The sequence below is a fragment of the Sphingobacterium sp. UBA3519 genome (assembly GCF_002377215.1).
GTDB lineage: Bacteria > Bacteroidota > Bacteroidia > Sphingobacteriales > Sphingobacteriaceae > Sphingobacterium > Sphingobacterium multivorum.
Genome location: NZ_DFPI01000008.1, coordinates 25,508 through 51,481 on the forward strand (window position 1 = coordinate 25,508; position 25,974 = coordinate 51,481).

The following is a 25,974-nucleotide window of genomic DNA, read 5'->3' on the forward strand; positions in this document are numbered from 1 at the left end:
CTTGGGAGTTCGTCCTGAAAGCGAAATAAGGTTTTCAACATTTTATTAATATCGTGTGGAAAAGTGAAGGGTAGCCCCTTCACTTTTTTTATGAATCGGTCTTTCGAAACGTACATTATCCAGTTATGAACAATGATATGTCGTTTTTCAAAAAAACGGACTCTTATGTCGACAGCCTATTGAATCAGAGTGAATTGATAGGTTGGACTTTGATGATGGATATTATTTTTAGAAACTCAAAACTACCAAAAGGCCAGTTGCTGATAAAAATTCGATGTCCAAATTGTTTGAATATGGTAGATAAAGACCATCAAATGGATAAAGGATGCGTTCTTCAATTTCAAAATTACCATCTAACGTAAATGCAAATACGTTTTTGTGGTCTGGGCCAGTTTGTAATTCAAAATCATGTTTTCCAGCAAATGCACCGAAGTAGAACTGAAAATCAGTAGCTAAATCGGTGCCTACAGGATACATCTTGTTTTTCTCAAATGAAGATGTAAATGGAAGATCCACGATATGAGGTAGTGTAGGAGTGTGTATTGTCGAATTAAGTCCAAATTCTTGAAAGGTCACTGGGCCTTCAGTTTCGGACGATGCCCTTATATGAATTGCCGTACTATTTCCAGGATTGCATATTAAGATTGTCCCAACGGGTACCGTGTAGGTTTGGCCATTCATTGTTACAAGTAGATCCCCAATCAAAGGAATCAAAAGCGAGACCGTACCTTTATTGGTCGGGAGATCCAAAGTGCCTTGAGGCGCAACTTCCCAGTTATTGACCTGTTGAAGTCGACCAATAGCTTCCCGGTGAGGAGCAGCAAAGGAGCCATAATTGAGGGTGCTCCTGACTAAATGTGTTCCGGTAGATGTTTCCCCTCGCTGTTCCGCGATATAGATTCTAATATCCTGCATGATCAGGCTGTTAAGCATTAACATGAATCGTCATTTTCATTTGGAAACCTTCAGATAAGGATCCTGTGACCGTAGACATTTCTTTGGTAACACCATCGCTGAATACGTTGTCATTGGCATTATAGGTATAGCCTGAAACACCTTTTTTGTAACCATAAGATGAACCTGTATTATTGACTTCAAGACACAGGCTATCTTGAAAAGCGATTTGTGTCACTAATAGCGATTTACCGGTAGCATCATATACATGGACGTGAATATGTGTTGCTCGGCCTTGATACCAGCCCGGAAAGATGGTTTGGAAAGAAACAAGTCCATTGGCATTGGTAACTTGTCTACCACGATACCAATTGACAGACTGATAGTTGCTGGATTGCATTTGTGTTCCACCATATTGCGAGTAATTACCTTCCACATCACAATGCCATATATCCACTAAGGCACCTTCTAGTGCTGCACAGTTATTATTTGTATTGACAATAGTAATTAAACCGAGCATATTAGCCCCAATACCATCACCTTTGCGTATATCTGAGCGGACATAACTTGAAGGTGTTTTTGTCGGAAAGGGCCCTTCGGTTTCAGATGGTGTCACACTACAGCTTGAATCGACATTGACGTCAGTGCCCTCGTCCGTGGTTGATGCGGTATCGTCTTTCTTGCAGGCTGCCCAGACCATTGGACCTGTAAATGCCAGCAATGATAAGGTTTTTATAAAATTTTTGCGTTCCATATCTCTTCTTTTTTATGAATGGAAGCAAGGTAGTGGACGGAGATGTAAAATAATGTTAAGTGTCGATAAAGAGGCTTATTGCATCGACGAATCACGTAAACATTTGATCACTTCATTATAGTACCCATCGCCGACTTTCAATGTGAAGTTGGGTAATTGTATTTTACGTTGTGAAAACGTAATGATGTGTTTGACCGCGATAACAAAACTGCGATGAATGCGGATAAACTGATTTGGCGGTAAACGATCCAACATGGCTTTCATCGTCGACAAAGTCAATATTGTTTTTCCTTGTATGAGATGAATTTTGATATAATCTTGCATGCTTTCCAAACACTCAATTTCATCAAGGTAGATTTTGATGCGTTGATATTCCACATTAACGATTAAGAAAGGGCGATGGCTCTGTGAAGCTGAACGTGTCATTGCCTTATCGATAGCCCGTTCAAAACGAGTGAAGTCAAATGGTTTGAGAAGATAGTCTACTGAATCAAGTTCAAATCCATCTATCGCATATTCTTTATGTGCCGTAGTGAAAATCAATAAGGGTCTTGGATTTAAGTTTTTTGCAAAATCAATACCGTTGATTTCGAGCATATCAATATCCAAAAAAATCAAATCAACACTGTTATTGGCGAGATACAACTTCGCTTCATGGGGGTTATTGAAGGTTCCAGCAAGCTGTATAGCGGGATGCTTTGCTGTGAACGTAGAAATAACACGAAGAGCCAATGGTTCATCGTCAAGAGCTATGCAAGTTAACATCGATTAAATTAAGATAGACTGCTTTATGTATACATAATCGTATAGCCTAATATAAAAACAATTTATGGAGAAATATAGAGGATAAGCTGAACAAAAAAAGAATGATCCTCCTGTTGGATCGTCAGGCGGTGCCTGTCGGCATAAAAATGTTCCAATAGACGTTGAACATTTTTAAGGCCTGTTCCTGTGCGGTGTTGTTCGGTTGACTGTGTAGCAATGCTATTCTTTACATTTAATGTGCAGGATGTTGGCGTTAGAATGACCTCAAAACTTAATTGGCAGGGCTCTATGGTGCTTAATCCATATTTGAACGCATTTTCAACAAAAGGAAGCAGCACAAATGCGTGTATCGTTTTAGGGTGTTCGAGCCCCGTATAGTGTTCACTGATCGAACAATTCGGGCCAATGCGTAGCTTTTGGAGATTGATAAAATCTTGTATAGCCTGGATTTCGATCTTGATGTCAATCGTATCACTGTGCCGTTCATCCATGTAATAACGCATTAATTGCGAAAGACGATGAATACTACTTGCGACGGCATCATCATTGGTCAGTGCCAATGCGTAAATATTATTTAAGGTATTAAACAAGAAGTGGGGGTGGACTTGCGCTTTTAAAAAGGAAAGTTCGGCCTTCATACGGTCTTGTTCGACCAATTGCATTTTTTGCTGCGTTTCCATCCAATAGGTTACGATTCTATAGAGCGCGGCAAGGCTAATAGTTAACAGGAAAATATACACAGAAGCGATATCGATAGGTTGTGGCCGTTGTCCCGGGGATTGCCCTGGACCTCGGTATGGGAAATGCCTAGCAGATGGTGGCGGTGGAAAATCAGGATGATGCCTAGGTGAAAATTCTCTGTCCCCAGGGGTCGGTAATTGTTGACGTCCAATACGCATCAGCCGGTCAAAGGGCTGAAGATAGCAAGCTAGTAACAAACCTGTCAAAATAATGGAGATTCCGTAACTGATAAATTTTCGATGCTTTATGCTGTATGGAATCAGTACATAGGCATTGACATAAAATAGGATTAAAAAACAGCCTGTGAAAATCCAAAATGCCGGTGCAAAAAGTATTTCCTTAATTTCCAATTGACCGTTGTTAAAAAATAGTACTGGAAAGGATAAGAAAATAAGCCAGGCGAGTCCATGGATCAATATGGAGATTTGTTTTTGTCCTAAGATACGTTTTGATGTGCTATAAGCAGATTTGTCCATGGAGCTTGCTATTTTAGCTTTTATAAAAGGGGACTCTGATCCTAAAAATACACAAAAAGATTAGATCGTATTTTTAAAATGTTAAAATATACATCTCATTTTATAATAGTTCATTTAAATGGAAAGGAATGGTGGTCAATTATTGCCGTTTTTTTACACAATCGATTGATATACATTTCCTTTCTTTTTCTGTAAATCTAAGCCTTATCTTCATCAAATAATCCAGTTTCACAAACCGATACCATCTTTATTCAATAGTAAAGTGCAGCATAAAGGTAGCTGATAAATTGAATTTCGGAACTAATAAAGTAGTCGGTTTCGCGAAGTATTAGAATGTAATAGCATCTCGAGTTTATGACGAATATGAATAACCGCAGGTAGTATAACTAGCTTAAGGTTGATATATAAATTGATAAAAAAAATAAAGTATGAAAAGAAAACACTTTATCCAGTATCTCTTTCTGGGAGCTTTATCCTGTCTTTCGATAAGCGGTATCGCACAGACAGCAGGGAAGACGTATGCCGTTCCTCTAGCCGGGAACGCTTTCATCACCGCAGGGCAAGCCGGTGATGCGGAAATTTCCGGTCGTAATGGCCTCGTAAAATGGTCAAGCAATCAGGAAGTGGCATCGGTTTATTTTCGGGCTCAGAAAGCAGGGAAATTGACATTAAAGCTGAAAGCGAAAAATGATGCTGGGAAATCTAAAATAGAAATTGACGCACTAGGGAAAAAAGCCGTTGTAGATGTTGAAGGAAATGAACTTGCCGAAACAGCTCCGCTGTCCATTGAAATAAAGGCTCCCGGTTATGTTCGGGTCGACCTAAAAGGAGTCAGTAAATCGGGCAGTAATTTTGCTAATGTGACAGAACTACTTGTTAGCGGTGAAGCCGCGTCAGAAGGACTTATCTATTCTGATAACCCCGACTATTACTACTGGTCCCGAAGAGGACCTTCCTGTCATCTTAATTATACCGTTCCTACGGAGGGCAACGTGAGTTACTATTATAATGAAGTTACCGTCCCTCAAGGCGAAGATAAAGTTGGTTCCTATTTTATGGCGAATGGTTTTGGCGAAGGCTACTTTGGTATACAGGTTAATTCAGAAACCGAGCGACGTATCTTATTTTCCGTATGGAGTCCATTCCATACAGATGATCCGAAAAGTATTCCAGATGAGCAAAAAATCCATCTACTAAAAAAAGGAAAGGATGTGCATTCGGGCGAGTTTGGAAATGAAGGGTCAGGCGGGCAGAGTTACCGCAAGTACTTTTGGAAAGCAGGTATAACCTATAAGTTTCTCTTGAAAGGTGTGCCCGATGGAAGAGGAAATACCGACTATACCGCCTGGTTTTTTGTACCTGAAGAGAATGCATGGAATGTGATCGCAAGCTTCAAACGTCCGCAGACAAATACCTACCTGAAACGATTCCATAGTTTCTTGGAGAACTTTAGTCCGAATCAAGGCTACCTGGGTAGAAAGGTTGAGTTTGGCAATCAATGGGTCTATGATGGGCAATGGAAAGCTGTACAAGCGGCTTCTTTCAGTGTGGATAATACCTATCGTGCAAATCAGCGCATTGATGCAATCGGCGGCATCAACAAAAACGGATACTTTCTTAGAAATGGTGGTTTCTTTAGTGACGTTGTTAAGCAAGGAAGTAAGTTTGAATTCCGGAATAAAAATAATGCACCAGAAATTGATTTTGACAAACTACCTTAATCAAAAAGGAATAAAGACGATGCCTTATTGTTGCTCAAAGTTTATCCTAAACAAAAAAGAGTCGCATTTCAATGCGACTCTTTTTTGTTTTGTACAGCTCTGGATTTATTTTTCAGACAGTTTGATATCACGTTCTACCGAAACATTATCTCCGGTAACAGCATTACCATCCTTATCTACTAGAGTCAATTTTACTTTATTGTTGCCCATTGGCAGGCCTTTTATCTCATATGGGCCCCATTTGTCCAATGTAAATGTCTGGCCATTGATATCTGCAATTACCTTGTTGCCATCTGGAGCAAGTTTGGTATTGATTACGTAAAAATCTAACAGGAGATTTTTTGTTTCATCTCCTTTATACTCACCTTTAGGTCGAGAATAGAAAAGTGATGATTCCTTTGGTGTTGCATCCGTCGTCAATTTACCCGTTGCATCAATCTTAAATTTTACCAATTTAGAAGCTTCAGTGGTTTTTATGGATTCATGATAGGATCTTGATAAAAATGAGAGCAGGTAATGTTCCGAATTTAACGGTACTGTTACAGAGTTCTCGGGCTTGTAGAGAGCCGTGTAAGGTTTATTGTCTAAAATAAAATGAATATGTTGCCCATCATGCGAATTTGCCATATGGGCAGCATGGGCATCATCGGTCATCTCCGTTAATTTGAAATTCTTAATCGCATATTTTACAGTTACTTTTGCGGAGTCTGTTCCTACCTTTTCTGCAGTGATCGAGGCGATCTGCAGATCAGCTCCAGGAAATTCTTTCGAGTCTGCAATAGGACTAACGGTGATTGAGTCCATTTTCTGTGCAGTATTTGTGTCCATACTGCTGCTTGAGTCAGCTCCACCTGTACTTTTCGTAGATGAGTTGTTACACCCGATAGCGCCTACTAGGAGCGCTACTGCAGCAGTAATACCGATAATTCTGTAATACTTCATAATTTTTTTGTTTAATTTTTTAATCATTCAGCATCTTAAGTAACAGTCTATGTTCCTATTTTGTTTGTAATAAGGTTAAAAATAGGCCGTTTGGGCTACTCATTGAAGTTTAATACACAGTGAATTAAATATTTTTAAAAAAATAGTCATATTAGATGTAATAAATCGATAAGCTGAAATGTCTTGATAATATAAAAGGCACAGGTGATACGGAGATGGGGCAAAAGCCGATTAGAAGATTAAAATAGCGTAAGTCTCAATATTGACGATAACATGAACCAAGAGCAATTTAAAAATACCGTTTTCATCCATAAGGATAAGCTATTTCGCTTTGCGAAACGGATCTTGGTTGATGATGATGAGGCTTTTGATGCGGTACAAAATGTGATGATGCGGTTGTGGCAATTAAAAGATCAGCTGCTTCAATATAAAAATATGGAAGCCTTCTGCATGCAGAGTGTTAAAAATGAAGCGCTCAATCGTCTAAAAAAAGATAAGGTTAGGGCAGACTTTGTTGAGCAGCATCAGGTTGTTACCATGACGGAACATACTGTTGGGAATACGAAAGAAATTATCCTTGAAATGATCAATTCCCTTCCCGAAAAACAACGGCTTGTTATGCATCTGCGCGATGTTGAGGATTATGACATCGATGAAATCGGTGAAGTATTGGAGATGGGCGAGTCTGCGGTAAGAGTTAATCTGATGCGTGCTAGACAGAAGGTAAAAGAACAATTGACAAAATTATTCGATTATGAAACCACGCGGATTTATTCAGGTAAAAAATAAACCCGAATGTTTCATCGTCTTTGAAAATAAGATGCACAGTGATGAAAGATAAGAAATTAAAAGAATTGGAAGAGAAGTACTTTAATGGCCAGTCGTCATTAGAGGAAGAAAGAGCATTGAAAAGCTCGGATGATGTTTTTTTTCAATCATTGAATCAAGAAAAGAATAGAACAATGGACTGGTCCTTTGAGGACTTCCAAAGTGAGATCAATGAGGATAAGAAACGTATTGTATGGTGGAATAATAGCTGGATAAAATATGCAGCAGCAGCCATGTTGTTAATGGCTATTGGAATTGCACTATTCCTAAATCAGGAACCAACAACGCGAGTACCTGTACTTGCCGAAAAGGAAATGAAAGAGCTAAAATCCGCGGACAAGAAGCTGATCGAACAACAAAATGAAGAAACGGTAGTTTCCAATGCTAATGATGGGACCCCTTCGGTGGAAAGCGGTAAGACGTTACAGATCGCAGAAACGCTCAAACATTCTAAAGTTAAAAAACGAGCGAAGGCATGGACTGAAAAGAAGAAAATAGTTGCTGAAAGTCTGCAATCAGTCGAAAGTGAACCCTATCAGGCAGATTATGTGGTTTTGAATGGGAAACCTGTCGCGAACGAACAGGAAGCTGTTGAACTGACCCTAAAATCTTTAGGCTTACTGGCAAATAATCTGGAAAATGGTGTAGATAAAGCAATGAATATAAAACAAATGTCAATAACGATTAACTAAAATAAAATGAAAGGTTTTTTAATAGCTTGCCTTCTACTTGTAGCAAGTATGGCAAATGCACAAATTTCAAAATTGGATAAACTTTTTGAACAATATCAAGGAAAGAAAGGTGTGACAACACTCAAAATCGGGGCGCCGATGTTCAAGCTATTGGGTAATTTGAAAATAGACGATGAGGATATGCAGACAATTACACCACTACTTAAGAATGTTAAATCGTTGCGGATGCTGATTGTTGAAGATGGGGAGGATAAAGCCTTAACAGGTATTATTCAAGGGGCAGTTTCAAATTTAAAGTATGAAGAACTCATGTCGCTCAATAATGAAGGTCAGGATATCCGGTTCATGGTCGAAAATATGTCTGCAAATGCCGACATCTTAAACAATCTGTTACTAACGATCAACGGAGATGGGCAAAATCTATTTATGATCCTTGACGGGGCTATACCGTTGAAAGACGTGACTAGCTTGGTCAACGAAGGGAACAATAAAGTGAGTAAGAATAAAGGTGATAACAACAAAAAGTAGAAGATTATGAAAAGATTACTAACCTTGTTGTGCCTAGTTGGCGTTCTTTTCTCCATGCAGTCATGCATGATAAAAAAAGCCTCCAATATGGATTTCGTCAGCCGGTCTAATGTATCGGACGACGCTGAGATTGTTGCCATTAATTTACCGATGTGGTTAACAAAACCCTTTATGAAAAAAGCCTTAAAGGACGATAATGATGAAGAGTCTCGTGCAATGGCTGAAATTGTAAAGAAATTAAAGAAGTTCAGAATGCTGACACTTTCAAATAATGACAAAACGAAGAATGCACGGATTTTGGACGATTACCATAAGTTTTTGAAGAAGAACAAATTTGAGGAATTACTGGTTATTAACACGGATGGACAGGAGATTTCGCTGAATGCGCGTATTGATAAGAATAATGTTATTCAGCGGGTTTCTCTACTCGTTCATGATAACGAAGATGAAAGTGTTTTTATGGATATCAAAGGTAAGTTTTCATTGGATGAACTTATTGCCGGACTAAATAAGATGAAATCTAAAGATAAGAAGCTGGCAAACAAACTCTAATAAGCACGTTGATTCGAGAATATACTTCCACTAACCTATAAAAAAAGCCCTCTAGTAATATACTGGAGGGCTTTTTTATAGTAGTTTGATTTTATGCACTAAAGACAATGTCTAAAGCATCGAAAATATGTTTTTTTGCCTGGTCAAGATCCGCTGCTGTATGTGCATCAGAAACAAAGCCTACTTCATAGCCTGAAGGACCAAAATATACGCCACGATTTAACAATTCGCGGTGCATAATTTTATAAGATTCCATCGATTTAGGATCGATTTCACTCGCTTTTTTAATTTCGTGCTGTTCTGTGAAGGCAAACCAAAAAATAGAAGCCACATGGAAAAGTTGAACTTTATATCCTTTCTCCGCAATATAAGTACGCATATCATTGACGAAAGCTTCTGTTTTGGCATTTAAATTTGTGTAGAAATCCTTTTGTGCCAAGATACCTAATGCGGCAATGCCGGCAGCCATAGCAACTGGATTTCCGGATAAAGTTCCGGCTTGGTAAACTGCACCATCAGGAGATATACAGGCCATCAATTCTTTTGAGGCTCCATAGGCACCAACAGGCATTCCGCCACCAATAATTTTGCCGTAGGTAATAATATCTGGTTGTACGTCATAGTAAGCCGAAGCACCTTCAAAACCAATACGGAATCCCGTGATCACTTCATCCATAATCAACATTGCACCATGTTCTTTGGTGATATTACGTAAGAAGTGAACATATTCCTTAGATTGCAACAATAAGCCATTGTTTGCAGGTATACCCTCAATGATAACTGCGGCAATCTGATCTTTAAATTCTGCAAAAGCAGCTTCTAAAGCTTGCTTATCGTTTAATTCGATAACAATGGTTTCGTCTGCAAATGCTTTAGGTACACCAGCCGATGATGTCTCACCAAAAGTGACCAAACCAGAACCCGCTTTAACCAAAAGAGAATCGGAGTGGCCATGATAACAGCCATCAAATTTGATGATCTTATCACGTTTCGTGTAGCCTCTAGCCAAACGGATTGCAGACATTACGGCCTCAGTTCCGGAACTGACAAAGCGAATTTTCTCAATAAACCTATTGTTTTCGATAATCAACTCAGCCAGTTGGTTCTCCAACGCAGTGGGAGCGCCAAAACTTAAGCCTTTCCCGAGTTGTGCCGCTACAGCTTCACGAACTTGATCATTATTGTGCCCTAAAATTAAGGGGCCCCATGAACAACAAAAATCGATGAATTCATTTCCGTCAGCATCCCACAGGTGTGCTTTATCGCCACGCTCAATAAATAATGGGGTACCATATACGGATTTGAAAGCCCTAACAGGAGAGTTTACGCCTCCAGGGAAATATTGTTTTGCTTTTTCAAATAGCTCAGCAGATTTTGCTCTTGAAATATCAGGTGCTTGCATAGTCTAAATAGTTGAATGCGAAATAAAACCTTTCTCCAATACTTCTTTGGAGTGGTAGGATAAGATTGCTGTAGCGCCAGCACGTCTGAAGCTCAATAACGTTTCTAGGATGACACGTTCGTCTAACCAGCCGTTTTGAATTGCCGCCTTTAACATCGCATATTCTCCACTGACATTATATACTGCAATTGGTAGATCGAAGTTGTCTGCAAGAAGTTTAACGATATCTAAGTAGGGAAGTCCTGGTTTCACCATCAGAAAATCCGCTCCTTCCTGTGCGTCGAGCTGTGCTTCAATAAGCGCCTCTTTTGCATTGGCAGGATTCATCTGGTAGGTCTTTTTATCGCCATGCTTGGGTGCCGAGCCTAAGGCATCTCTAAAAGGACCATAATAGGCCGAAGCATATTTTGCCGTATACGACATCAAAGAAACGTTAGTAAAACCATTATGGTCCAATAGCTCACGGATGTAACCGATGCGGCCATCCATCATATCTGATGGTGCAATGATATCTGCACCTGATTGTGCATGTGCCAAGGCCATTTTGCCCAATACCTCTAATGTCTCATCGTTTAGGATCTCACCGTTTTCGACAATTCCATCGTGCCCGTCACTGCTGTAAGGGTCCATGGCAACATCCGTTACGATACAAGCCTCCGGAAAATTTTTCTTTACCGCAGCAATTGCACGTAAGTATAAACTTCCATCACGGTAGCTTTCTGTAGCATATTTGTCTTTTAATGACTCTTCAATGTTAGGGAAAAGATCAAATGAACGTAAGCCCAACTTCAGGCAACTTTCCACTTCCTTCAATAGATTGTCTATTGAATAGCGATAGATGCCTGGCATCGATTTAACCTCAGTTTTTTGATTTTGCCCATCGACGATAAAAAGTGGGAAAATCAAATTTGACGCGTCTAAACGTGTCTCTTGAATCATGTCGCGAATCACGGCAGATTTACGATTTCTTCTCGGACGTTGTAACATTATATTAAGATTATTTATGATCTATGTTGTTTATTTCAAAGTCAGTGGAATCGTTTACCGACGTTGAAATACAAACTACTTTATACGATTCTAATACTCCAATCCAAAAACGGCTTCAGAAAGACCTATTTCATCTGGAGAATAAGGAAGTGCATAAGGGACATTCATCTCATCAAACTTTGCACCGGTAGAGCGGCCAATACAGATTACTTTTTGGCCTGGTTCCAGTAGGTTGTCTGCAAAATATGCTTCCACATTGCTCGGACTGGTAAAGACCAATACCTCCGCATTGGATGGATCTACATTTTCTTCTAAGACCGTTTCATATACCGGTATATTGATAATTTTTGTCTCCGGGCTTAATGCTTTTTGGATCGTCTCCAAAGATTCCTTCGCACGTGGTATAAGCACGGTACCACCATTGGCCAATTCAGCAAATTTCTTCGCAATTTCCTCCATATTGATGCCCTCACTGTCGCCAGAGAAATCAGCAACGCGGTCATATTTGCGCAAAATCTCTTCCGAGCCACGGCCAATTACACCAATCTTGGTCTTTTTGCTCAAACGTGGCTCTAAATTGAAAAAGTGCTCAATACCATTCTTGCTTGAAAATATAATCCAATCCACGTGTTTTAGGATAAAAGGATCCAATTTGTTGATGATGGGGAATATTTTGATCAAAGAGCGGCCCTCAATAGTAATATTGTGCTTGGCCATTGCTCTTGCGAAATAGGAATTTTCGTCTACCTCCCGGGAGATAAATACAGATTGTGGCAATTTTCTATCCTTTGCATATTTGCTGAAAATACGCTCCGCTAACCGTGTCGCATCGGTATCTCTAAGGTAAACACGGTCAGGAAAATCTTCGCTTGTGTCAGCAATAGAGGCCCAAGCTTCGTATTCATCACCGCTTTTACGGCAATAACATCCTAATGGCGCATGACATCCCGCGTCAAATTTATTTAATACCAAACGTTCTACGGAGATTGTTTTTGCTACTTCTTCATTGTTTAAGGGCTGTAAAGCGTCAAAAAGTTCCTTGTCAACTTCACGGATCTGAATAGCAAGTACTCCTTGCGCCGGTGCCGGGATAATTTCAACAGGAGGAATCTCTTCCACATGAAAATATGTAATATCCATTTCAATACGGCTAATACCTGCCTTTGCAAGTACGATAGCATCGTATTGCTCATCACGTAGCTTCTGGATTCTTGTCTGTAAATTACCACGGAGATCGTCAAATTCTAGATCCGGACGTAGCGCCGAGATCTGCGCTTTTCTACGGTTGGATGATGTCCCAACAGTCGCATTGTGTTTTAATGAAAGACGTTTTTTGATATCCACACAATCTTTGTGGATAATCAATAATTCAGCGGGATCTTCACGCTCAGAAACCGCTGCAATGATCAATCCCGGAGGGTTGACCGTAGGTAAATCTTTGTGTGAGTGTACAGCTAAATCAATGGTCCCGCTTAAAAGCTCCTCTTCAAGCTCTTTGGTGAAAAATCCTTTGCCTTCTAATTTATCCAAACGAAGGTGTTGAATGATATCCCCTTGTGTTTTAATGACTTTTAATTCTGCTTCAATTCCGATTTCTGCCAATCGATCTTTTACAAAATTTGCCTGCCACATGGCAAGAACACTTCCCCGGGTACCAATAATTAGTTTTCTATTCACGTTAATTTTACTTTACCTATTAAAACAATCACAAAATGTTCCCCCAGTAGCGACGTATTCAACTAGCACAGCATGTGTTTTAATTCAATTGAGCCCCGGAAATAAACAATTTCGGAAAAATGTGTTTAATACCATTAATCAGAGCAAAAATAAATAAATAGAAGGAATATGTTGACACGTTACTGTCATTATATGTCAGGAAATAATTGATAAACCGAAATTTAAAGGAAACAGTCAAAGGATAGCTCGGGATGGGCGCAGATTCATTCCGCTAATAGGCTTTGGTCAAAACCTAGGGAAGCAACAAAAAGTAATAGAATATAACTCTGTTCGAAGGGAAGCTTAGTATTAGTTTTTTTCCGTTTCTGGAGTTTTAACCAAAATTTCTTTCGCCATAACCATTGGAACCTTGATGTATTTCTTTTCCATGTAGTTGATGACTTTTTCCAATACTTCTCTCGCTTCGGGGGTTAGGGCTTGAACCTCTTGAGCAAAAACCTCATTTAGCGCAAATGATTTAATTTCTTTAATCTTTTCAGGAACCTCACGCATAGCAACCTCTACACGTCGCTGTTTGATTAAAGGTAAAAATTCTTGGATATTGTCCTGTATAATCTTTTCGGCACTCTCCAATTCGTTATAACGCTCTTGGATGTTTTTCTCCGCAATAGCTTGTAAGCTGCTTACTTCGATATAATGAATCGGATTGTTTTGGAGAACTTCAGCATCAATATCATTCGGAACGGCTAAGTCAATGATTATTTTCTTATCCGTTTCTCCGTTTAATAAGGATTGATAAAGTGTGTTGTCAATAATGGAGGTCGGAGCACCTGTGCAAGTAATTAAAATATCAAAGCCTTCTTTGTACTGATCAATATCAGCTAGGGGATAAGCTTCAGCATTTAATTCTTCGGCTAAGGCCTTTGCGTTCTCTATTGTGCGGTTGAAAATAACGAACTTAGCTTTTTGGTTCTTTTGGAAATATTTCGCTAAGTTCTGATTGGTTTCTCCAGAACCGATAATGACGATTCTAGGGTTTTCAACCAGTTTTAGTTCGCGCAATTTGCGATAGGCAAGCGAGACAACGGAAATTGGGTTTCTGGAAATTTTAGTATAGGTGTATACTTCTTTAGCCGTTTTTACGAGACGATCCATCATCAGACGTAGAAAATCTCCAGTAAAACCAGCTTCTCTACAACGATCATAGGCCCGACGTACCTGTGCCAAAATTTCTTTTTCACCAACAACAAGACTTTCAAGTGAACATGACATCCGAAGCAGGTGGTTTAAAGCATCCATACCCTCGTATTTGTTGACCTGTCCTAAATAACATTGTAGTCTCTCCTGAGGAACACAGAAGTTCAATTTTCCCATAAAATCAGCAATGAATTCATGGGTCAATTCGTGAGCACCATAAAATACAAACTCTACTCGGTTACAAGTACCAATATAAAAGATCTCTGGAATGTCTAGGCTATGCTTTAGATTGATGAGGCGACTTTCTAAATCCTCATTGCAGATCACTAGATTACCTAGATCTTTTAGTTCGACATGTTTATGAGTAAACGCTAATACTTTAAGATTTTTCAAAGCTCTAATCCCTCGCTTATATTTAACGGTACAAATGTAGCTTAAAAGCTTTGTGCTTGTGTCAAAAATCTGTCAAAGGGATTAATTTAGAAAGATTTTAAATAGCTGATTTTGATGGTTATATGTCTGTAATTCAGGTGTTTGTTTTGCGTATCAATATCGAATGATTTTCGTCACGATCTGTCGTGACGAAAATTTTAAGCGATAAAATACGATAAACTACTCTTTAATACCTGTATTTGTAGTTGCAGAGTCGATGGTGACATCTTGCAATTCTTCCACATAAGGCTCCTCTTCAGAAGTGGTAGCTTCCTGAATTTCACTATCACTGTATTGGTAATAGCTGTCGAAGGTCTTGCTGCTTTTATTGTAAATTAATGCGTACTTGGAATTTTTATTCTTGACAATAATTCCATCAGCAGGAGCAGGTACTAACTTCATCTCATCCATAAAAATTTTTTGTCCCTTTTTGAAGCTGTTGATGAGTGGCAGTTCGCTTGAATATTCCTTCCAGAATAAAATATCGCCTTTTGCTGAAATGATCCAGATGGCACTGCTCTGGTAGTCGTTCTTTTCTACCAAAAAAGCCATTTCTTTATTCCAACTGTCTGAATCGTTGCGATCGGTAAAGTTACCATAACAGAAAACAGATTTAGCACGATCTTTTATGCGTGTAAACTTGTATATAGGTTTATCATCTACAGGTTCAAGGTAGTTATTACCCATGAATATCTTTGTAATACCCCTTCTATAGCGTAACGGGATATTATCGTATTCGGGAATCGTGAAGATTGCATTGTTCCAGTGTTGATAGTCTTCCAGTGAACTCCAACCATCAGCATCTTCCAGATCTTTGGGATCTGCATTGTCAAACCCTACAACAGCTGTCGCGGTACTATCCACCTGCAGGCCGTCGATAGCTTGTCGATGGCTATAGTTGTAATATCCGCCACCCGCTAGGACAACCAATAGCACGACGCCAATAATGATATAGATCTTTTTCTTTTTATTAGGCTGTGCAGGTTGTTCTGCTGCGATTTCTTCAACTTCTCTTTTCATGTTTATTATTCGGCTTAAATGCTAAAAATTATATTCATCTCTTTTAAACAAGTGAAAACCAGATTTAAATGATTGATGATCTTTGGATTAGTCTTGTTTTTTATTTGTTCTAAGTGTTAATTGCGCTTAAAAATAGAATAATTTTTCAAAAAGTGAAATACAAGTTATATATGTGTCAATATTCAACTTATATTCGTAGCAGTTTTAAAGTAATTTGAACCATGATTATTATCAAAAAATACTTTGCCATTGTTGGACTAGTCATTTCTTTTTTGTCCAGCATGACACCATTCTTAAAAGTGCCTATTAAGGGAAATTGGAACTTATATCAGGTAGATGCCTATTTGTTCTTTATCACATTACTTATTCTCGGGGTGACTGCCCTCTTGTTTTTTGTCCGTGCGGTTCGAGCTTATCAGTGGATGACCCGAGTGGCCGCCTGTTGGTACCTGTTGAGTATAACAGCGGTCTGGTTTAAGATCAATAATTATTTCGGCTGGGGATTTGCCGATAAATTGCTTTCTAAATCCCTGCACATGCGCTGGGGCTGGATTGTCTATTTGGTCGGCATCGTATTATTATTGTTGAGCACCAGGAAGGTTTCTGCGACAGCTGAATAAAATAAAGCCGTTTGGTATATAAAAAATAAGCTAGATGAAATTCATCTAGCTTATTTTTTATTTGGACGATGTGGTATGAAATGATTTTTCAACTTGTCCAGTCCTAAATCCTCTTCAATCTTATCCAGTTCGTAGGACCATATTTTTTCATCCAAAATTTCGTTCAGGACTTTTGGATTAGTAAGATCTACAGGACGTACACGCTGTTCTCTGTTGATTGGTGAGGTCAGTTCCTGCAAACTGGCACTATGCCGTATGATCTGAAAACGGAAGGTAGGCCATTTCCCAACATTTGCAAAGTTGCCTGTATAAAACTGCATCGAATCGTGTGGCGGTATTTTATTGCTGAAAATACCTTTCACTTTATTCGCTGTAGCTTCAGCTACGGACACTAGGAGCTCAAAACTCGTTTCATTGATGATATGTAATTTGGCAAGTCCATCTTTGTGGTCTCCCGAAATTGCCAAAAGTATTCCTTTTTCGATAAATCGATGTGGTGTCAGTGGTGTCGCATGCTTGTCAAGTTCATCATCTGCTCGACGCATATTACCGAAGACGAGGGTGATTTTATCCATGGGCACCGGAATCTCAAAACCAGTGTCATCTGTAACGCCTACAATATCGTTGGGCTGCATGGATGTGATATGCCCCTCAATGGGCTCATCGACAAACCGTACTAAGTCGCCTATTCTAAATTTCATGTTTACTTTACTTTTGTGTCGATAATATATAATAGCTTCTCAAGATCCGAGTGATCATTGTATAAATGAAATCCAACACGGATCCCCGATCCTCGGGGAAAGCATTTTATGCCCTCATCCAGGAGGGTCTGATAATTGTCGGGGTTGATCTGAATATTGAAAATATTGCTCTGCGGACGTCTATTGATGATGCTGTCCAATAACAGTTTACGGTCGGCAAGTTCAGCGCGGGCATCTGCAATTAACTTTTGGGTATAGGCCACTGTTTCGGAAAATCCCCATTCCTCCAATTGAAGAAGGGACTGCTGTAGCGTTCCGTGCGACAGGGTGTCCAGATGCCCTGGTTCAAAACAAAGTTGTACCACAGATTTATTCATCCATTGGTTGTTGAGGAAGCTGTAATTTTTTTGGATATCCGCATAAAGTATCGCTTTGAGTCTGTCACTTAAGAGAACAAAACCATTGCCGAAGCCAGCCATAAGCCATTTGTATCCACTGGATAATACGGCGTCAAAGCCCGAAAGCGTAAAATCAAAAAGATCTGTTCCCAAGAACTGGGTGCCGTCGCCTACAATCAACAAGTCGGGATGCTGATGCTTCAATTCCTGTATGAAAGATAGGTCTATTTTTAATCCCGAAATATATTGAACAATGGAAAGAATAAGGACATCTGGTTTAAATGTTGCTATTGTGTCCAATAAATTCGTTTCCAGCTGTTCGTCCATCCTGACAAATTGATGTTCAAAACCGCTTATAATTGTAGGAAAATTAACCGAAGGATAATCATTGTCCAATAGCAGCACTTTCGATTGTTTCGGTAAACCTGCCAATAGCGCATTGAAGGCAAAGGAAAAACAACTTGATAAGAACACATTTTGGGAAGGGCAATTAAAGAATTTACCGAGCGTATCCCGACAGGCATCTAAAGTTGCACCTTGCTGTTCGCGTAAGGTACTGTTCGCGTCAAAGAAATCTTGGTCTCTTTTGGAGCGCCAAGCCTTTGTTTCACGTGAAAGTAAGCCGGATCCTGGTGTCGTGAGGTAAGTTACGGCTGAAGCGATGTCAAAATGTTTACGATAGGGACTACTCATGTCTTTGGTCTTTTGTTAGTATTGCTAAATAATCTGTCAAGGAAAGGTATTCACCGCCCATGCTTTCCAAATGATCCGTGTGAAATTGGCAATCAATTAAACGTAGTTCAATTTCTTGGGCGAGATAAATCAGGGCCGCTTTCGAAGCGTTGGGGACTTTTGAAAACATGCTTTCTCCACAAAAGACACCATTGATTAACACGCCATAAAGCCCGCCAACGAGTATACCACCTTGCCATACTTCCACCGAATGTGCATAACCTAGCTCCGCAAGTTTACTATATGCTTGGATCATGCCCTGGGTTATCCAGGTTCCAGCCTGATCTTTTCTATTGATAGTCGCGCAAAGCTGAATGACTTCTTTAAAGCTGCGGTCTATCGATAAGGAAAATGTTTTTTTCCGGAGTACACTCGCCATGCTTTTGCTGATCTTGACCTTGGAGGGATCGATCACAAATCTGGGGTCTGGGGCATACCAAAGTATAGGGCTGTCATCACTGAACCAGGGGAAAATTCCGTTACTATAGGCCAGTAGCAAACGATCTGGCGAAAGATCTCCACCTACGGCGAGTAAACCATCTTCTTCTGCATAACTTGGGTGTGGAAACTCCAGTCTGTTCGTATCCAGTTCAAATACCATGGTTGTTTAACAGGCTGCGATAGATAGCATTATTCTGGCTGACGCGGTTCTTTGCCGATCTCGTCAAATAGTTTGTCCATGTGTTCAACATATTCGTTGGTATCATCGAGGAAGAACTCCAATTGAGGAACAATCTTTACCTGGTTCTTAATTTTTGCTCCCAGTTTGTAGCGTATTTCAGATGTTTTGGAACGAATGGACTTCATATTTTCCTGTGCCGTTTTTGTGTTCAAAAAGCTTATGTAAACACGGGCAATTGCCAAATCAGGTGTAACACGAACCCGTGTAACCGTGATAAACGCTCCAGGAGCCCATGAATTACCTTCGCGTTGAAATAATGCTGCTAAATCCTGTTGAATCACCCCAGCAAAACGTTGCTGTCTCTTGCTTTCTGTTCCCATCGTATACGTTTTATGTTGAATATTCTCAATTATGTTAAACAAAAATAGCCAAAATTTCAATTAAAAGAGAAACTTGACTCGACATAAGAAAAAAGGCACATCTTGGTTTGACGTGCCTTTAAATTTCGATTCACAATTGGTTAGGTAATTTCTTTCAAGTTTTAAGACTTTGGGGTCTATCATATTTGGTTTGAAATTTCGGTGTATTTAAAGCGGTAAGTATTTACTAACCTTACCATCTTCTATTTTTTCATCTCCCTTACACTACAAACATAGGAATACTTAAAAAACTGACAAAATAACTTTTAAAAATAAAGTGAGTGGTTACTTATAATGTGTGTTTATCGCGATTTAACAAACTTTTAACATTTTATTTTTTTTGTAACAGTCTTTTTTTTCCACCTGATTTTTTGTTTTTCATCCAATTTTCTGAGCAAAATGTATGCAATCTTTGCATTGATATAACCATTTGCAATTGGTATTTTTGTAAAAATTGTATGTGATAGAATTATCAGAAGCTTCAATCAACACTAAACCGACCAAAGGCTTTTGAAAATAACAGGATCAAAAAGAAATTATACGAATGAAAATCTGGCAAAAAAATATAGATGTCGATTCTTTTGTAGAATCGTTTACAGTGGGCAATGACCGCGTAATGGACCTGCAACTTGCTGCTGCGGATGTTTTGGGTTCATTGGCCCATACACGCATGTTGAATAGCATAAACCTGATGACCGATGAGGATCTAGCGCTTGTACAAAAAGAACTGAAAAATATCTATAAAGAAATTTTAGCCGGTGACTTTCGTATTGAAGACTCGGTAGAAGATGTGCATTCGCAGGTTGAAATGTTGCTTACACAGCGTATTGGAGAGGCTGGTAAAAAAATTCACTCCGGCAGATCCCGTAACGATCAGGTTTTGGTCGATCTAAAATTATACTTCCGCTCAGAGATTCAGCATATCATCCAGAATACGGAGGCTCTTTTTAATGAATTGATCCAACTCAGCGAGCGGTATAAGCATATTCTGATCCCTGGATACACGCACTTGCAGATTGCCATGCCTTCATCGTTTGGATTATGGTTTGGTGCTTACGCCGAAAGTCTTGTGGATGATCTGGAGATGATGCGTGCAGCATGGAAGGTTTGTAATAAGAATCCTTTAGGATCTGCTGCAGGGTATGGATCATCCTTTCCATTGAATAGAACGATGACGACGCAATTGTTAGGATTTGAAGACCTCAATTACAATGTGGTTTATGCTCAGATGGGTAGAGGTAAAACCGAACGTATCTTGGCACAGGGCATGAGTTCCATCGCGGCGACGTTGGCCAAGTTTGCAATGGATGTATGTCTATATATCAACCAAAATTTTGGCTTTATCTCTTTTCCGGCACATTTGACTACGGGATCGAGCATCATGCCACACAAGAAAAATCCCGATGTCTTTGAGTTGATCCGTTCACGTTGTAATAAGATACAGGCCTTGCCAAATGAAATTGCGCTGATGACGACCAACCTGCCATCGGGTTACCATAGAGATCTTCAGTTGTTAAAGGAAAATTTATTCCCGGCGTTTAAATCGCTCAATGAATGTCTTGAAATCGCAACTTTCATGTTGGAAAACATTTCTGTTAAAGACAATATCCTGGACGATCCAAAATACGATTATTTGTTCTCTGTTGAAGTCGTGAACAATGAAGTTCTTAAAGGAGTTCCTTTCCGCGAGGCTTACAGGACTATCGGGATTGATATTGATGAAGGGCGCTTCAAGCCATCAAAAGAGGTAAATCATACCCATGAAGGAAGTATTGGAAATCTCTGCAATGATCAGATTCAACGGATGTTCGGTGAGGTCAAAGCAACTTTTGGTTTTGAAAAAGTCGAATCAGCATTGGATGACCTTTTAAAATAAAAAATATGCTGTAGCCCTACAGAGGAAATAGCACATCAACATAAAACGGCCGGTAAGCATGTGCTTATCGGCCGTTTTATGTTCTTATTTTTTTATGGAGAACTTAAAATGTGTCTCGGAGTCGAATGATTCGCCTGCTTTTAACAAAGTTGAAGGAAATTCCGCTTGATTGGGTGTATCCGGAAAATGCTGAGTTTCCAGACAGAATCCGGCATAAGGAAGATACTTGTAACCTCTTTTGCCAAAATCATTTCCGGTCATCCAGTTTGCTGTATAGAGTTGTACGCCCGGCTCCGTTGTAAAGACATCCAGCTGAATGCCCGTGTTTTTAGAATAGACTGTTGCACAAGGCTGCGAAATAGGCTGGTTGTTGACATAACAATGATCATATCCTTTGGCAGCGATCAATTGTTCGTTATTTGCGGTAATATCTTGCACAATAGGTTTGGGTATGCGGAAGTCGAAGGCGGTGCCCTCCACAGGTACTATTGCATTCGGTATCTGGTTGTCGTCTACAAATAAGACCTCATCTGAATTGATTTGAAGGATCTGCTGCAATACGTCGCCACTGCCTTCCCCATCCAGATTGAAGTACGTATGATTGGTCAGGTTGACGTGCGTATCGGCATCCGATTGCGCATGATATTTGATAATAATCTCGTTATTTCTGGTTAGGGTATAAGAAACCATAACTTTTAGATTCCCTGGAAATCCTTCTTCACCATCTTGGGAAACATAATAAAATTCGACGTGCGATTGATAAGTGACCCTTCTGTCCCAAACCTTATCATGAAAGCCCGAAATACCACCATGAAGACAATTATTGCCATTGTTTTGTGGAAGCGTATAGTGTTTTCCGTTTATTTCAAATTTGCCTTCAGCAATGCGATTGGCGAAACGCCCCGCTGTGCAGCCATGGTATTTCTCATCAGAATCCAGGTAGGCCTGAATGGAATCGAAGCCCAGTGCAACATCCACCAAATTTCCCTTGTTATCAGGTACCAAAATGCTGACAATACGCGCACCGTAGTCCGTTAAGAGTACTTGCATGCCCCCTTCGTTTTTTAATAAGAGCAAATGCGTGTTTTTGCCGTCAATTGTACCTTCAAAATGTTTTGGAATAAGTGTTTGATATTTCGTCATGATGAATCCCTATTGGTATTTAGGTTAAAGATACAGAATATAACCAGTATAAAAATGACTTTGACAACAGCTGTTTGTAAAATTTGTCATTTTGAAATGCAATCCAGGATACTGTTGCAAAAATGACTCCTGGACAGGTAAATAACAGCAGTAAAATATAGGGATATGTGCACAGTCATTCGGGGAATTTCTGAGCCGGTCTCCTATGATTATAATTGTATTTAAAGGCAAATTTATCTAAGTTTGCGCTATGTCTGAAAAAATGAATTGGAAAGATTTGCTCTCTGCAAAGCGCTGGGGTTACGAAGATCGGAGCGTAGATAGTTACCTGGTGGCCCGGTCGGAATTTCAACGGGATTATGATCGTTTGATCTTTTCATCCCCATTTCGGAGATTACAGAATAAAACGCAGGTTTTTCCACTTCCTGGCGCTGTATTCGTGCACAATAGGTTGACACATAGTTTAGAAGTTGCCAGTGTAGGACGCTCTTTGGGACGTATGTTTTATGCACAGTTGAAAGAGGAAAACCCAAACCTGGATAATGATTACCCTTTTTTGCAAGAAGTAGGAAATATTATCTCTGCGGCATGTTTGTCACATGACCTGGGCAACCCGGCCTTTGGTCACTCTGGTGAATCCGCTATTTCCACATATTTCACAGATGGCGATGGACGTAAATACCAAGAGCAGGTAACAGCCGAAGAATGGGCCGATCTGACCCACTTTGAAGGAAATGCCAATGCGCTACGGATTCTGACACATGCCTTTCAAGGAAAGGATCCCAAAGGTTTTGCATTGACCTATACTTCCCTGGCTTCCATTGTAAAATACCCCTGTCTGGCAATTGATGGCCACCTCAAGAAAAGCCATCATCGCAAGAAATATGGCTTTTTTACGGAAGAACAAAAAGCATTTGAGAAGGTTGCTAATGAATTGGGATTATTAAAAGATCCTTCCAATTCAAAGGGCTACCTAAGACATCCTTTGGTTTATCTCGTGGAGGCTGCGGATGATATTTGTTACAATATTATTGACTTGGAAGATGCACATCATCTTAAGATATTGTCCTATCAAGAAGTGGAAGAATTACTATTGCCGCTCTGTGGCAAAGAAAATCTTCGCGACAGGCTCGATGGATTGCTGGATACCCCAAGCCGTGTAGCATTGTTGCGTGCTAAAGCGATCAATACCTTGATTAAAGGATGTGTTGATGTCTTTGTACGTGAGCAGGACAAATTTCTGTCAGGAACTTTCGGATCAGCGTTAATGGATGCTTTAGATGAGGACATTGTTACACAAATGAAAAAAATCTCGAAGATTTCCATTGCAAAAATCTATAATGCGCCCACGGTTGTGCAAATTGAGATTGCTGGTTACCGGGTGATGGATGCCCTATTAAAAGAATTTGTTCCGGCATACCTAAAGAAGAACAAGAACAATTACGATAAAAAGCTGGTCGCATTAATTCCTGAACAATTTTATACGGACAAACAAGATTCGTATTCCAAAATCCGTTGTGTATTGGATTTTGTTTCAGGTATGACTGACGTTTATGCCATAGAGCTGTACCGTAAAATCAAGGGAATAACAATACCATCCATAGAATAGGGACGTTTCAGGTAAAAGGTTAAAACATCAATATTAAATTGAGACAAGCTGTAATATCCGCGTGTATTATCCTAAAGTCTCGGATCGAAAATTTAACATCTCATATCTAAAATGAAGGTTGTAATTGCTGAAAAGCCCTCCGTGGCGCGTGATCTGGCTCGAGTGATGGGGGCGAAGGAAGTCAAAGACGGTTATATCGCCGGCAATGGCTATGCTTTTACGTATGCTTTTGGCCATTTGGTTCAACTCTGTACGCCACAGGCGTACGGATACAATTCCTGGACAATTTCAAATTTGCCGATCATTCCATCCACATTTAAGCTAGAATCGAAGAAAGTGAAGCGTGATGGCAAGCAGATGGATGATACCGGAGCAGTTAAGCAACTCAACACCATAAAATCCCTGTTGGAACAAGCCGAAGAAATCATTGTGGCTACCGATGCGGGACGGGAGGGTGAATTGATCTTTCGTAATATATACTATTTTTTAGGTTCTAAAGTACCTTTTAAACGCCTTTGGATATCGAGCCAAACGGATAAAGCCATTAAAGAAGGTTTTGCCAATTTGAAGGCAGGTACAGAATACGATAGTCTGTACATGTCTGCCCGTTCACGTTCGGAATCGGACTGGCTGATCGGTATCAATGCGACGCAGGCCATCACCTTGGCAGCCGGGAATAAAGGATTACTTTCTTTGGGCCGCGTACAGACGCCAACCTTGGCCATGATCTGTTCGCGGTATCTGGAAAATAAAGACTTTAAACCCCAGGCATTCTATAAAATTCAGGCCGGTTTTGAAAAAGATAATATCAGTTTTAAGGCAACATCGAATAAGATCGATAAAAAGGATGTCGCCGAGCAAACCATTGCGCGATTGACCGTTGGTTCCAATGCTCGCGTGGCAAAGGTGGAAGCCAAAGAAACAAAAGAGCAACCGCCCTTGCTATTTGATTTGACATCGCTGCAACAGGATGCAAATAAGAAGTATGGTTATTCGGCCGATCAGACATTGAGTATTGCGCAAACACTTTACGAAAAGAAGGTCATCACTTATCCGCGTACGGGTTCCCGTTACATCGGTGAGGATGTTTTTGAAGAAATTGGCGCACTTTTTCAACATTTGTCGGATACCGCAGATGAATCCATCGCGTCGATCGCAAAAAATCTGATCGGCGCAAAATTGAACAAACGTTCTGTCGATGACAAAAAGGTAACCGATCACCACGCCCTATTGGTGACGGATGAAAAGCCGGGTCCCATGCTCAAAGAGCAACAGAATGTTTACAATATGATCGCCAAGCGCATGGTGGAAAGTTTCTCGGAAGTATGTGTAAAAGATATTACCACCGTGACAATTGATGCGCAGGGGGTTGAACTTATCGCCAAAGGTACTGTGATCAAGCAATACGGCTGGCGTCTTTCCGCGGAGCAGATCGAAGCGCCCGATGAAGATAAAAACAATGACGATCAGGATAATGAAAATGCGCAGTTACCGAAGCTGTTAGCTGAGGAATTATTGCAGATTCTGACCCTCGAACTTGCCGAACGTTTTACCAAAGCAAGACCCATACATACCGAAGCCTCCTTATTGAAGGCCATGGAAACTTCGGGAAAGGAAATTGAAGACGATGAAATGCGGCAGGCCATGAAGGACTGTGGACTTGGTACCCCTGCTACACGTGCTGCAACCATCGAAACACTTTTCCAGCGGGATTATATTAAGCGCGACAAGAAAAAACTGATCCCAACGGAAAAAGGACTTGCGGTATACAATCTTGTAAAAGATCGTTCCATTGCCAAGGTAACCTTGACCGGTAAATGGGAGCAGAAGCTGGAAGAGATGCGGGCCAATAAAGTGTCCTATGATGTTTTTATGAAACATATTAAAGACTATACGGCCAAAATTACAAAAGAACTGTTGACGTTGCGGATTTCTCTCGCGCAAGAGGAAGTTAAACCTCAACAAAAAGGAAAGATAAAATGCCCGAAATGTGAAAAGGGATTGATTTTGCTCTACGATAAAGTAGCCCAATGCGACCATTATGCCCGTGGATGTGATTTTAAGATCTGGCGAACATTGAATGGTATCTTTCTCGACGAAAAAGAGATGAAGAACCTGTTGGAGAAAGGAAAAACCTCCGAGTTTAAAGGGGTGAAAAATAACGAGGGTGCTATTGTCACTGCGCCGCTTGTATTTGAAAATTTTAAGGTTAACGTGGGATAAATTGGTTTACCCCACGTTTATCT

General features: G+C 40.0%; 24 protein-coding genes. 9 read left to right on the plus strand and 15 right to left on the minus strand.

What is annotated here, in order from left to right; all coding sequences use genetic code 11:
* Nucleotides 1-228: 228 nt before the first annotated feature.
* From B3297_RS03525 to B3297_RS03540, 4 genes are all read right to left on the minus strand, one after another.
* The gene (locus B3297_RS03525) at nucleotides 229-915 is read right to left on the minus strand and encodes a hypothetical protein (protein ID WP_139144908.1); all 687 of its coding nucleotides are present in this window, start codon (nucleotides 913-915) and stop codon (nucleotides 229-231) included.
* 10 nt (nucleotides 916-925) lie between these two features.
* Nucleotides 926-1,648: an intradiol ring-cleavage dioxygenase gene (locus tag B3297_RS03530; protein ID WP_070561986.1), complete on the minus strand. Its 723-nt coding sequence runs from the start codon at nucleotides 1,646-1,648 to the stop codon at nucleotides 926-928.
* 75 nt (nucleotides 1,649-1,723) lie between these two features.
* Nucleotides 1,724-2,413, minus strand: a complete 690-nt coding sequence (locus B3297_RS03535) for a LytR/AlgR family response regulator transcription factor (protein WP_070561988.1) — start codon at nucleotides 2,411-2,413, stop codon at nucleotides 1,724-1,726.
* A 62-nt stretch (nucleotides 2,414-2,475) separates the two neighbouring features.
* Complete coding sequence (locus tag B3297_RS03540) at nucleotides 2,476-3,630, minus strand: sensor histidine kinase (RefSeq protein WP_070561990.1); 1,155 nt, start codon at nucleotides 3,628-3,630, stop codon at nucleotides 2,476-2,478.
* Nucleotides 3,631-4,058: 428 nt separating this feature from the next.
* On the opposite strand from B3297_RS03540, the gene B3297_RS03545 reads away from it, so the two are divergent.
* Entirely contained in the window at nucleotides 4,059-5,351 is a 1,293-nt protein-coding gene (locus B3297_RS03545; protein WP_070561991.1) for a DUF3472 domain-containing protein, read from the plus strand.
* Between the two features lie 105 nt (nucleotides 5,352-5,456).
* Here B3297_RS03545 and B3297_RS03550 read toward each other — a convergent pair whose 3' ends face one another.
* On the minus strand, nucleotides 5,457-6,293 hold the full coding sequence (locus B3297_RS03550; RefSeq protein WP_070562046.1) for a hypothetical protein: 837 nt from the start codon (nucleotides 6,291-6,293) through the stop codon (nucleotides 5,457-5,459).
* A 273-nt stretch (nucleotides 6,294-6,566) separates the two neighbouring features.
* Here B3297_RS03550 and B3297_RS03555 point away from each other — a divergent pair, with 273 nt between their 5' ends.
* Genes B3297_RS03555 through B3297_RS03570 form a run of 4 tightly spaced genes read left to right on the plus strand, consistent with a single transcriptional unit; the run spans nucleotide 6,567 to nucleotide 8,893 of the window.
* On the plus strand, nucleotides 6,567-7,082 hold the full coding sequence (locus tag B3297_RS03555) for an RNA polymerase sigma factor (protein ID WP_070561993.1): 516 nt from the start codon (nucleotides 6,567-6,569) through the stop codon (nucleotides 7,080-7,082).
* A 41-nt stretch (nucleotides 7,083-7,123) separates the two neighbouring features.
* Nucleotides 7,124-7,813: a hypothetical protein gene (locus B3297_RS03560; RefSeq protein ID WP_070561995.1), complete on the plus strand. Its 690-nt coding sequence runs from the start codon at nucleotides 7,124-7,126 to the stop codon at nucleotides 7,811-7,813.
* Between the two features lie 6 nt (nucleotides 7,814-7,819).
* On the plus strand, nucleotides 7,820-8,341 hold the full coding sequence (locus tag B3297_RS03565; protein WP_046674926.1) for a DUF4252 domain-containing protein: 522 nt from the start codon (nucleotides 7,820-7,822) through the stop codon (nucleotides 8,339-8,341).
* A 6-nt stretch (nucleotides 8,342-8,347) separates the two neighbouring features.
* Nucleotides 8,348-8,893 carry a DUF4252 domain-containing protein gene (locus B3297_RS03570; RefSeq protein ID WP_083295802.1) on the plus strand — a complete coding sequence of 182 codons (546 nt, stop codon included), beginning with the start codon at nucleotides 8,348-8,350 and terminating at the stop codon, nucleotides 8,891-8,893.
* A gap of 91 nt (nucleotides 8,894-8,984) precedes the next feature.
* Here the strand turns inward: B3297_RS03570 and hemL are convergent, their stop codons facing one another.
* From hemL to B3297_RS03595, 5 genes are all read right to left on the minus strand, one after another.
* The gene (gene hemL / locus B3297_RS03575; RefSeq protein ID WP_046674928.1) at nucleotides 8,985-10,295 is read right to left on the minus strand and encodes a glutamate-1-semialdehyde 2,1-aminomutase; all 1,311 of its coding nucleotides are present in this window, start codon (nucleotides 10,293-10,295) and stop codon (nucleotides 8,985-8,987) included.
* 3 nt (nucleotides 10,296-10,298) lie between these two features.
* Nucleotides 10,299-11,282, minus strand: a complete 984-nt coding sequence (gene hemB / locus B3297_RS03580; RefSeq protein ID WP_046674929.1) for a porphobilinogen synthase — start codon at nucleotides 11,280-11,282, stop codon at nucleotides 10,299-10,301.
* A 90-nt stretch (nucleotides 11,283-11,372) separates the two neighbouring features.
* A complete protein-coding gene (gene hemC, locus B3297_RS03585) occupies nucleotides 11,373-12,959 on the minus strand; it encodes a hydroxymethylbilane synthase (protein ID WP_286778445.1) in 1,587 nt (528 codons plus the stop codon).
* A 348-nt stretch (nucleotides 12,960-13,307) separates the two neighbouring features.
* Nucleotides 13,308-14,549, minus strand: coding sequence for a glutamyl-tRNA reductase (hemA, locus tag B3297_RS03590; RefSeq protein WP_070562003.1), 1,242 nt, complete (start codon nucleotides 14,547-14,549; stop codon nucleotides 13,308-13,310).
* A 219-nt stretch (nucleotides 14,550-14,768) separates the two neighbouring features.
* Entirely contained in the window at nucleotides 14,769-15,608 is an 840-nt protein-coding gene (locus B3297_RS03595; RefSeq protein ID WP_286767314.1) for a hypothetical protein, read from the minus strand.
* A gap of 221 nt (nucleotides 15,609-15,829) precedes the next feature.
* Between B3297_RS03595 and B3297_RS03600 the strand changes: the two genes are divergently transcribed.
* Entirely contained in the window at nucleotides 15,830-16,228 is a 399-nt protein-coding gene (locus tag B3297_RS03600; protein WP_112373891.1) for a hypothetical protein, read from the plus strand.
* Between the two features lie 50 nt (nucleotides 16,229-16,278).
* Here B3297_RS03600 and B3297_RS03605 read toward each other — a convergent pair whose 3' ends face one another.
* From B3297_RS03605 to rbfA, 4 genes are read right to left on the minus strand one after another with little or no spacing between them, the layout of a single operon-like run.
* The gene (locus B3297_RS03605) at nucleotides 16,279-16,929 is read right to left on the minus strand and encodes a hypothetical protein (protein WP_286778446.1); all 651 of its coding nucleotides are present in this window, start codon (nucleotides 16,927-16,929) and stop codon (nucleotides 16,279-16,281) included.
* Nucleotides 16,930-16,931: 2 nt separating this feature from the next.
* A complete protein-coding gene (locus B3297_RS03610; RefSeq protein WP_286778447.1) occupies nucleotides 16,932-18,020 on the minus strand; it encodes an aminotransferase class V-fold PLP-dependent enzyme in 1,089 nt (362 codons plus the stop codon).
* Complete coding sequence (gene aat, locus B3297_RS03615) at nucleotides 18,013-18,660, minus strand: leucyl/phenylalanyl-tRNA--protein transferase (RefSeq protein WP_286727370.1); 648 nt, start codon at nucleotides 18,658-18,660, stop codon at nucleotides 18,013-18,015. Before aat ends, B3297_RS03610 begins: the two co-directional genes overlap by 8 nt.
* Before the next feature lie 29 nt (nucleotides 18,661-18,689).
* Nucleotides 18,690-19,061: a 30S ribosome-binding factor RbfA gene (gene rbfA, locus B3297_RS03620; protein WP_070562015.1), complete on the minus strand. Its 372-nt coding sequence runs from the start codon at nucleotides 19,059-19,061 to the stop codon at nucleotides 18,690-18,692.
* Between the two features lie 583 nt (nucleotides 19,062-19,644).
* Between rbfA and argH the strand changes: the two genes are divergently transcribed.
* The gene (gene argH, locus B3297_RS03625) at nucleotides 19,645-20,976 is read left to right on the plus strand and encodes an argininosuccinate lyase (RefSeq protein ID WP_070562017.1); all 1,332 of its coding nucleotides are present in this window, start codon (nucleotides 19,645-19,647) and stop codon (nucleotides 20,974-20,976) included.
* Between the two features lie 84 nt (nucleotides 20,977-21,060).
* Here the strand turns inward: argH and B3297_RS03630 are convergent, their stop codons facing one another.
* Nucleotides 21,061-22,119 (minus strand): aldose epimerase family protein, encoded by a 1,059-nt coding sequence (locus B3297_RS03630; RefSeq protein WP_070562019.1) that lies wholly within the window; start codon nucleotides 22,117-22,119, stop codon nucleotides 21,061-21,063.
* A 250-nt stretch (nucleotides 22,120-22,369) separates the two neighbouring features.
* Here B3297_RS03630 and B3297_RS03635 point away from each other — a divergent pair, with 250 nt between their 5' ends.
* On the plus strand, nucleotides 22,370-23,728 hold the full coding sequence (locus tag B3297_RS03635) for a deoxyguanosinetriphosphate triphosphohydrolase (protein ID WP_286727371.1): 1,359 nt from the start codon (nucleotides 22,370-22,372) through the stop codon (nucleotides 23,726-23,728).
* Nucleotides 23,729-23,839: 111 nt separating this feature from the next.
* A complete protein-coding gene (locus tag B3297_RS03640; RefSeq protein WP_115047072.1) occupies nucleotides 23,840-25,951 on the plus strand; it encodes a type IA DNA topoisomerase in 2,112 nt (703 codons plus the stop codon).
* Nucleotides 25,952-25,974 lie beyond the last annotated feature (23 nt).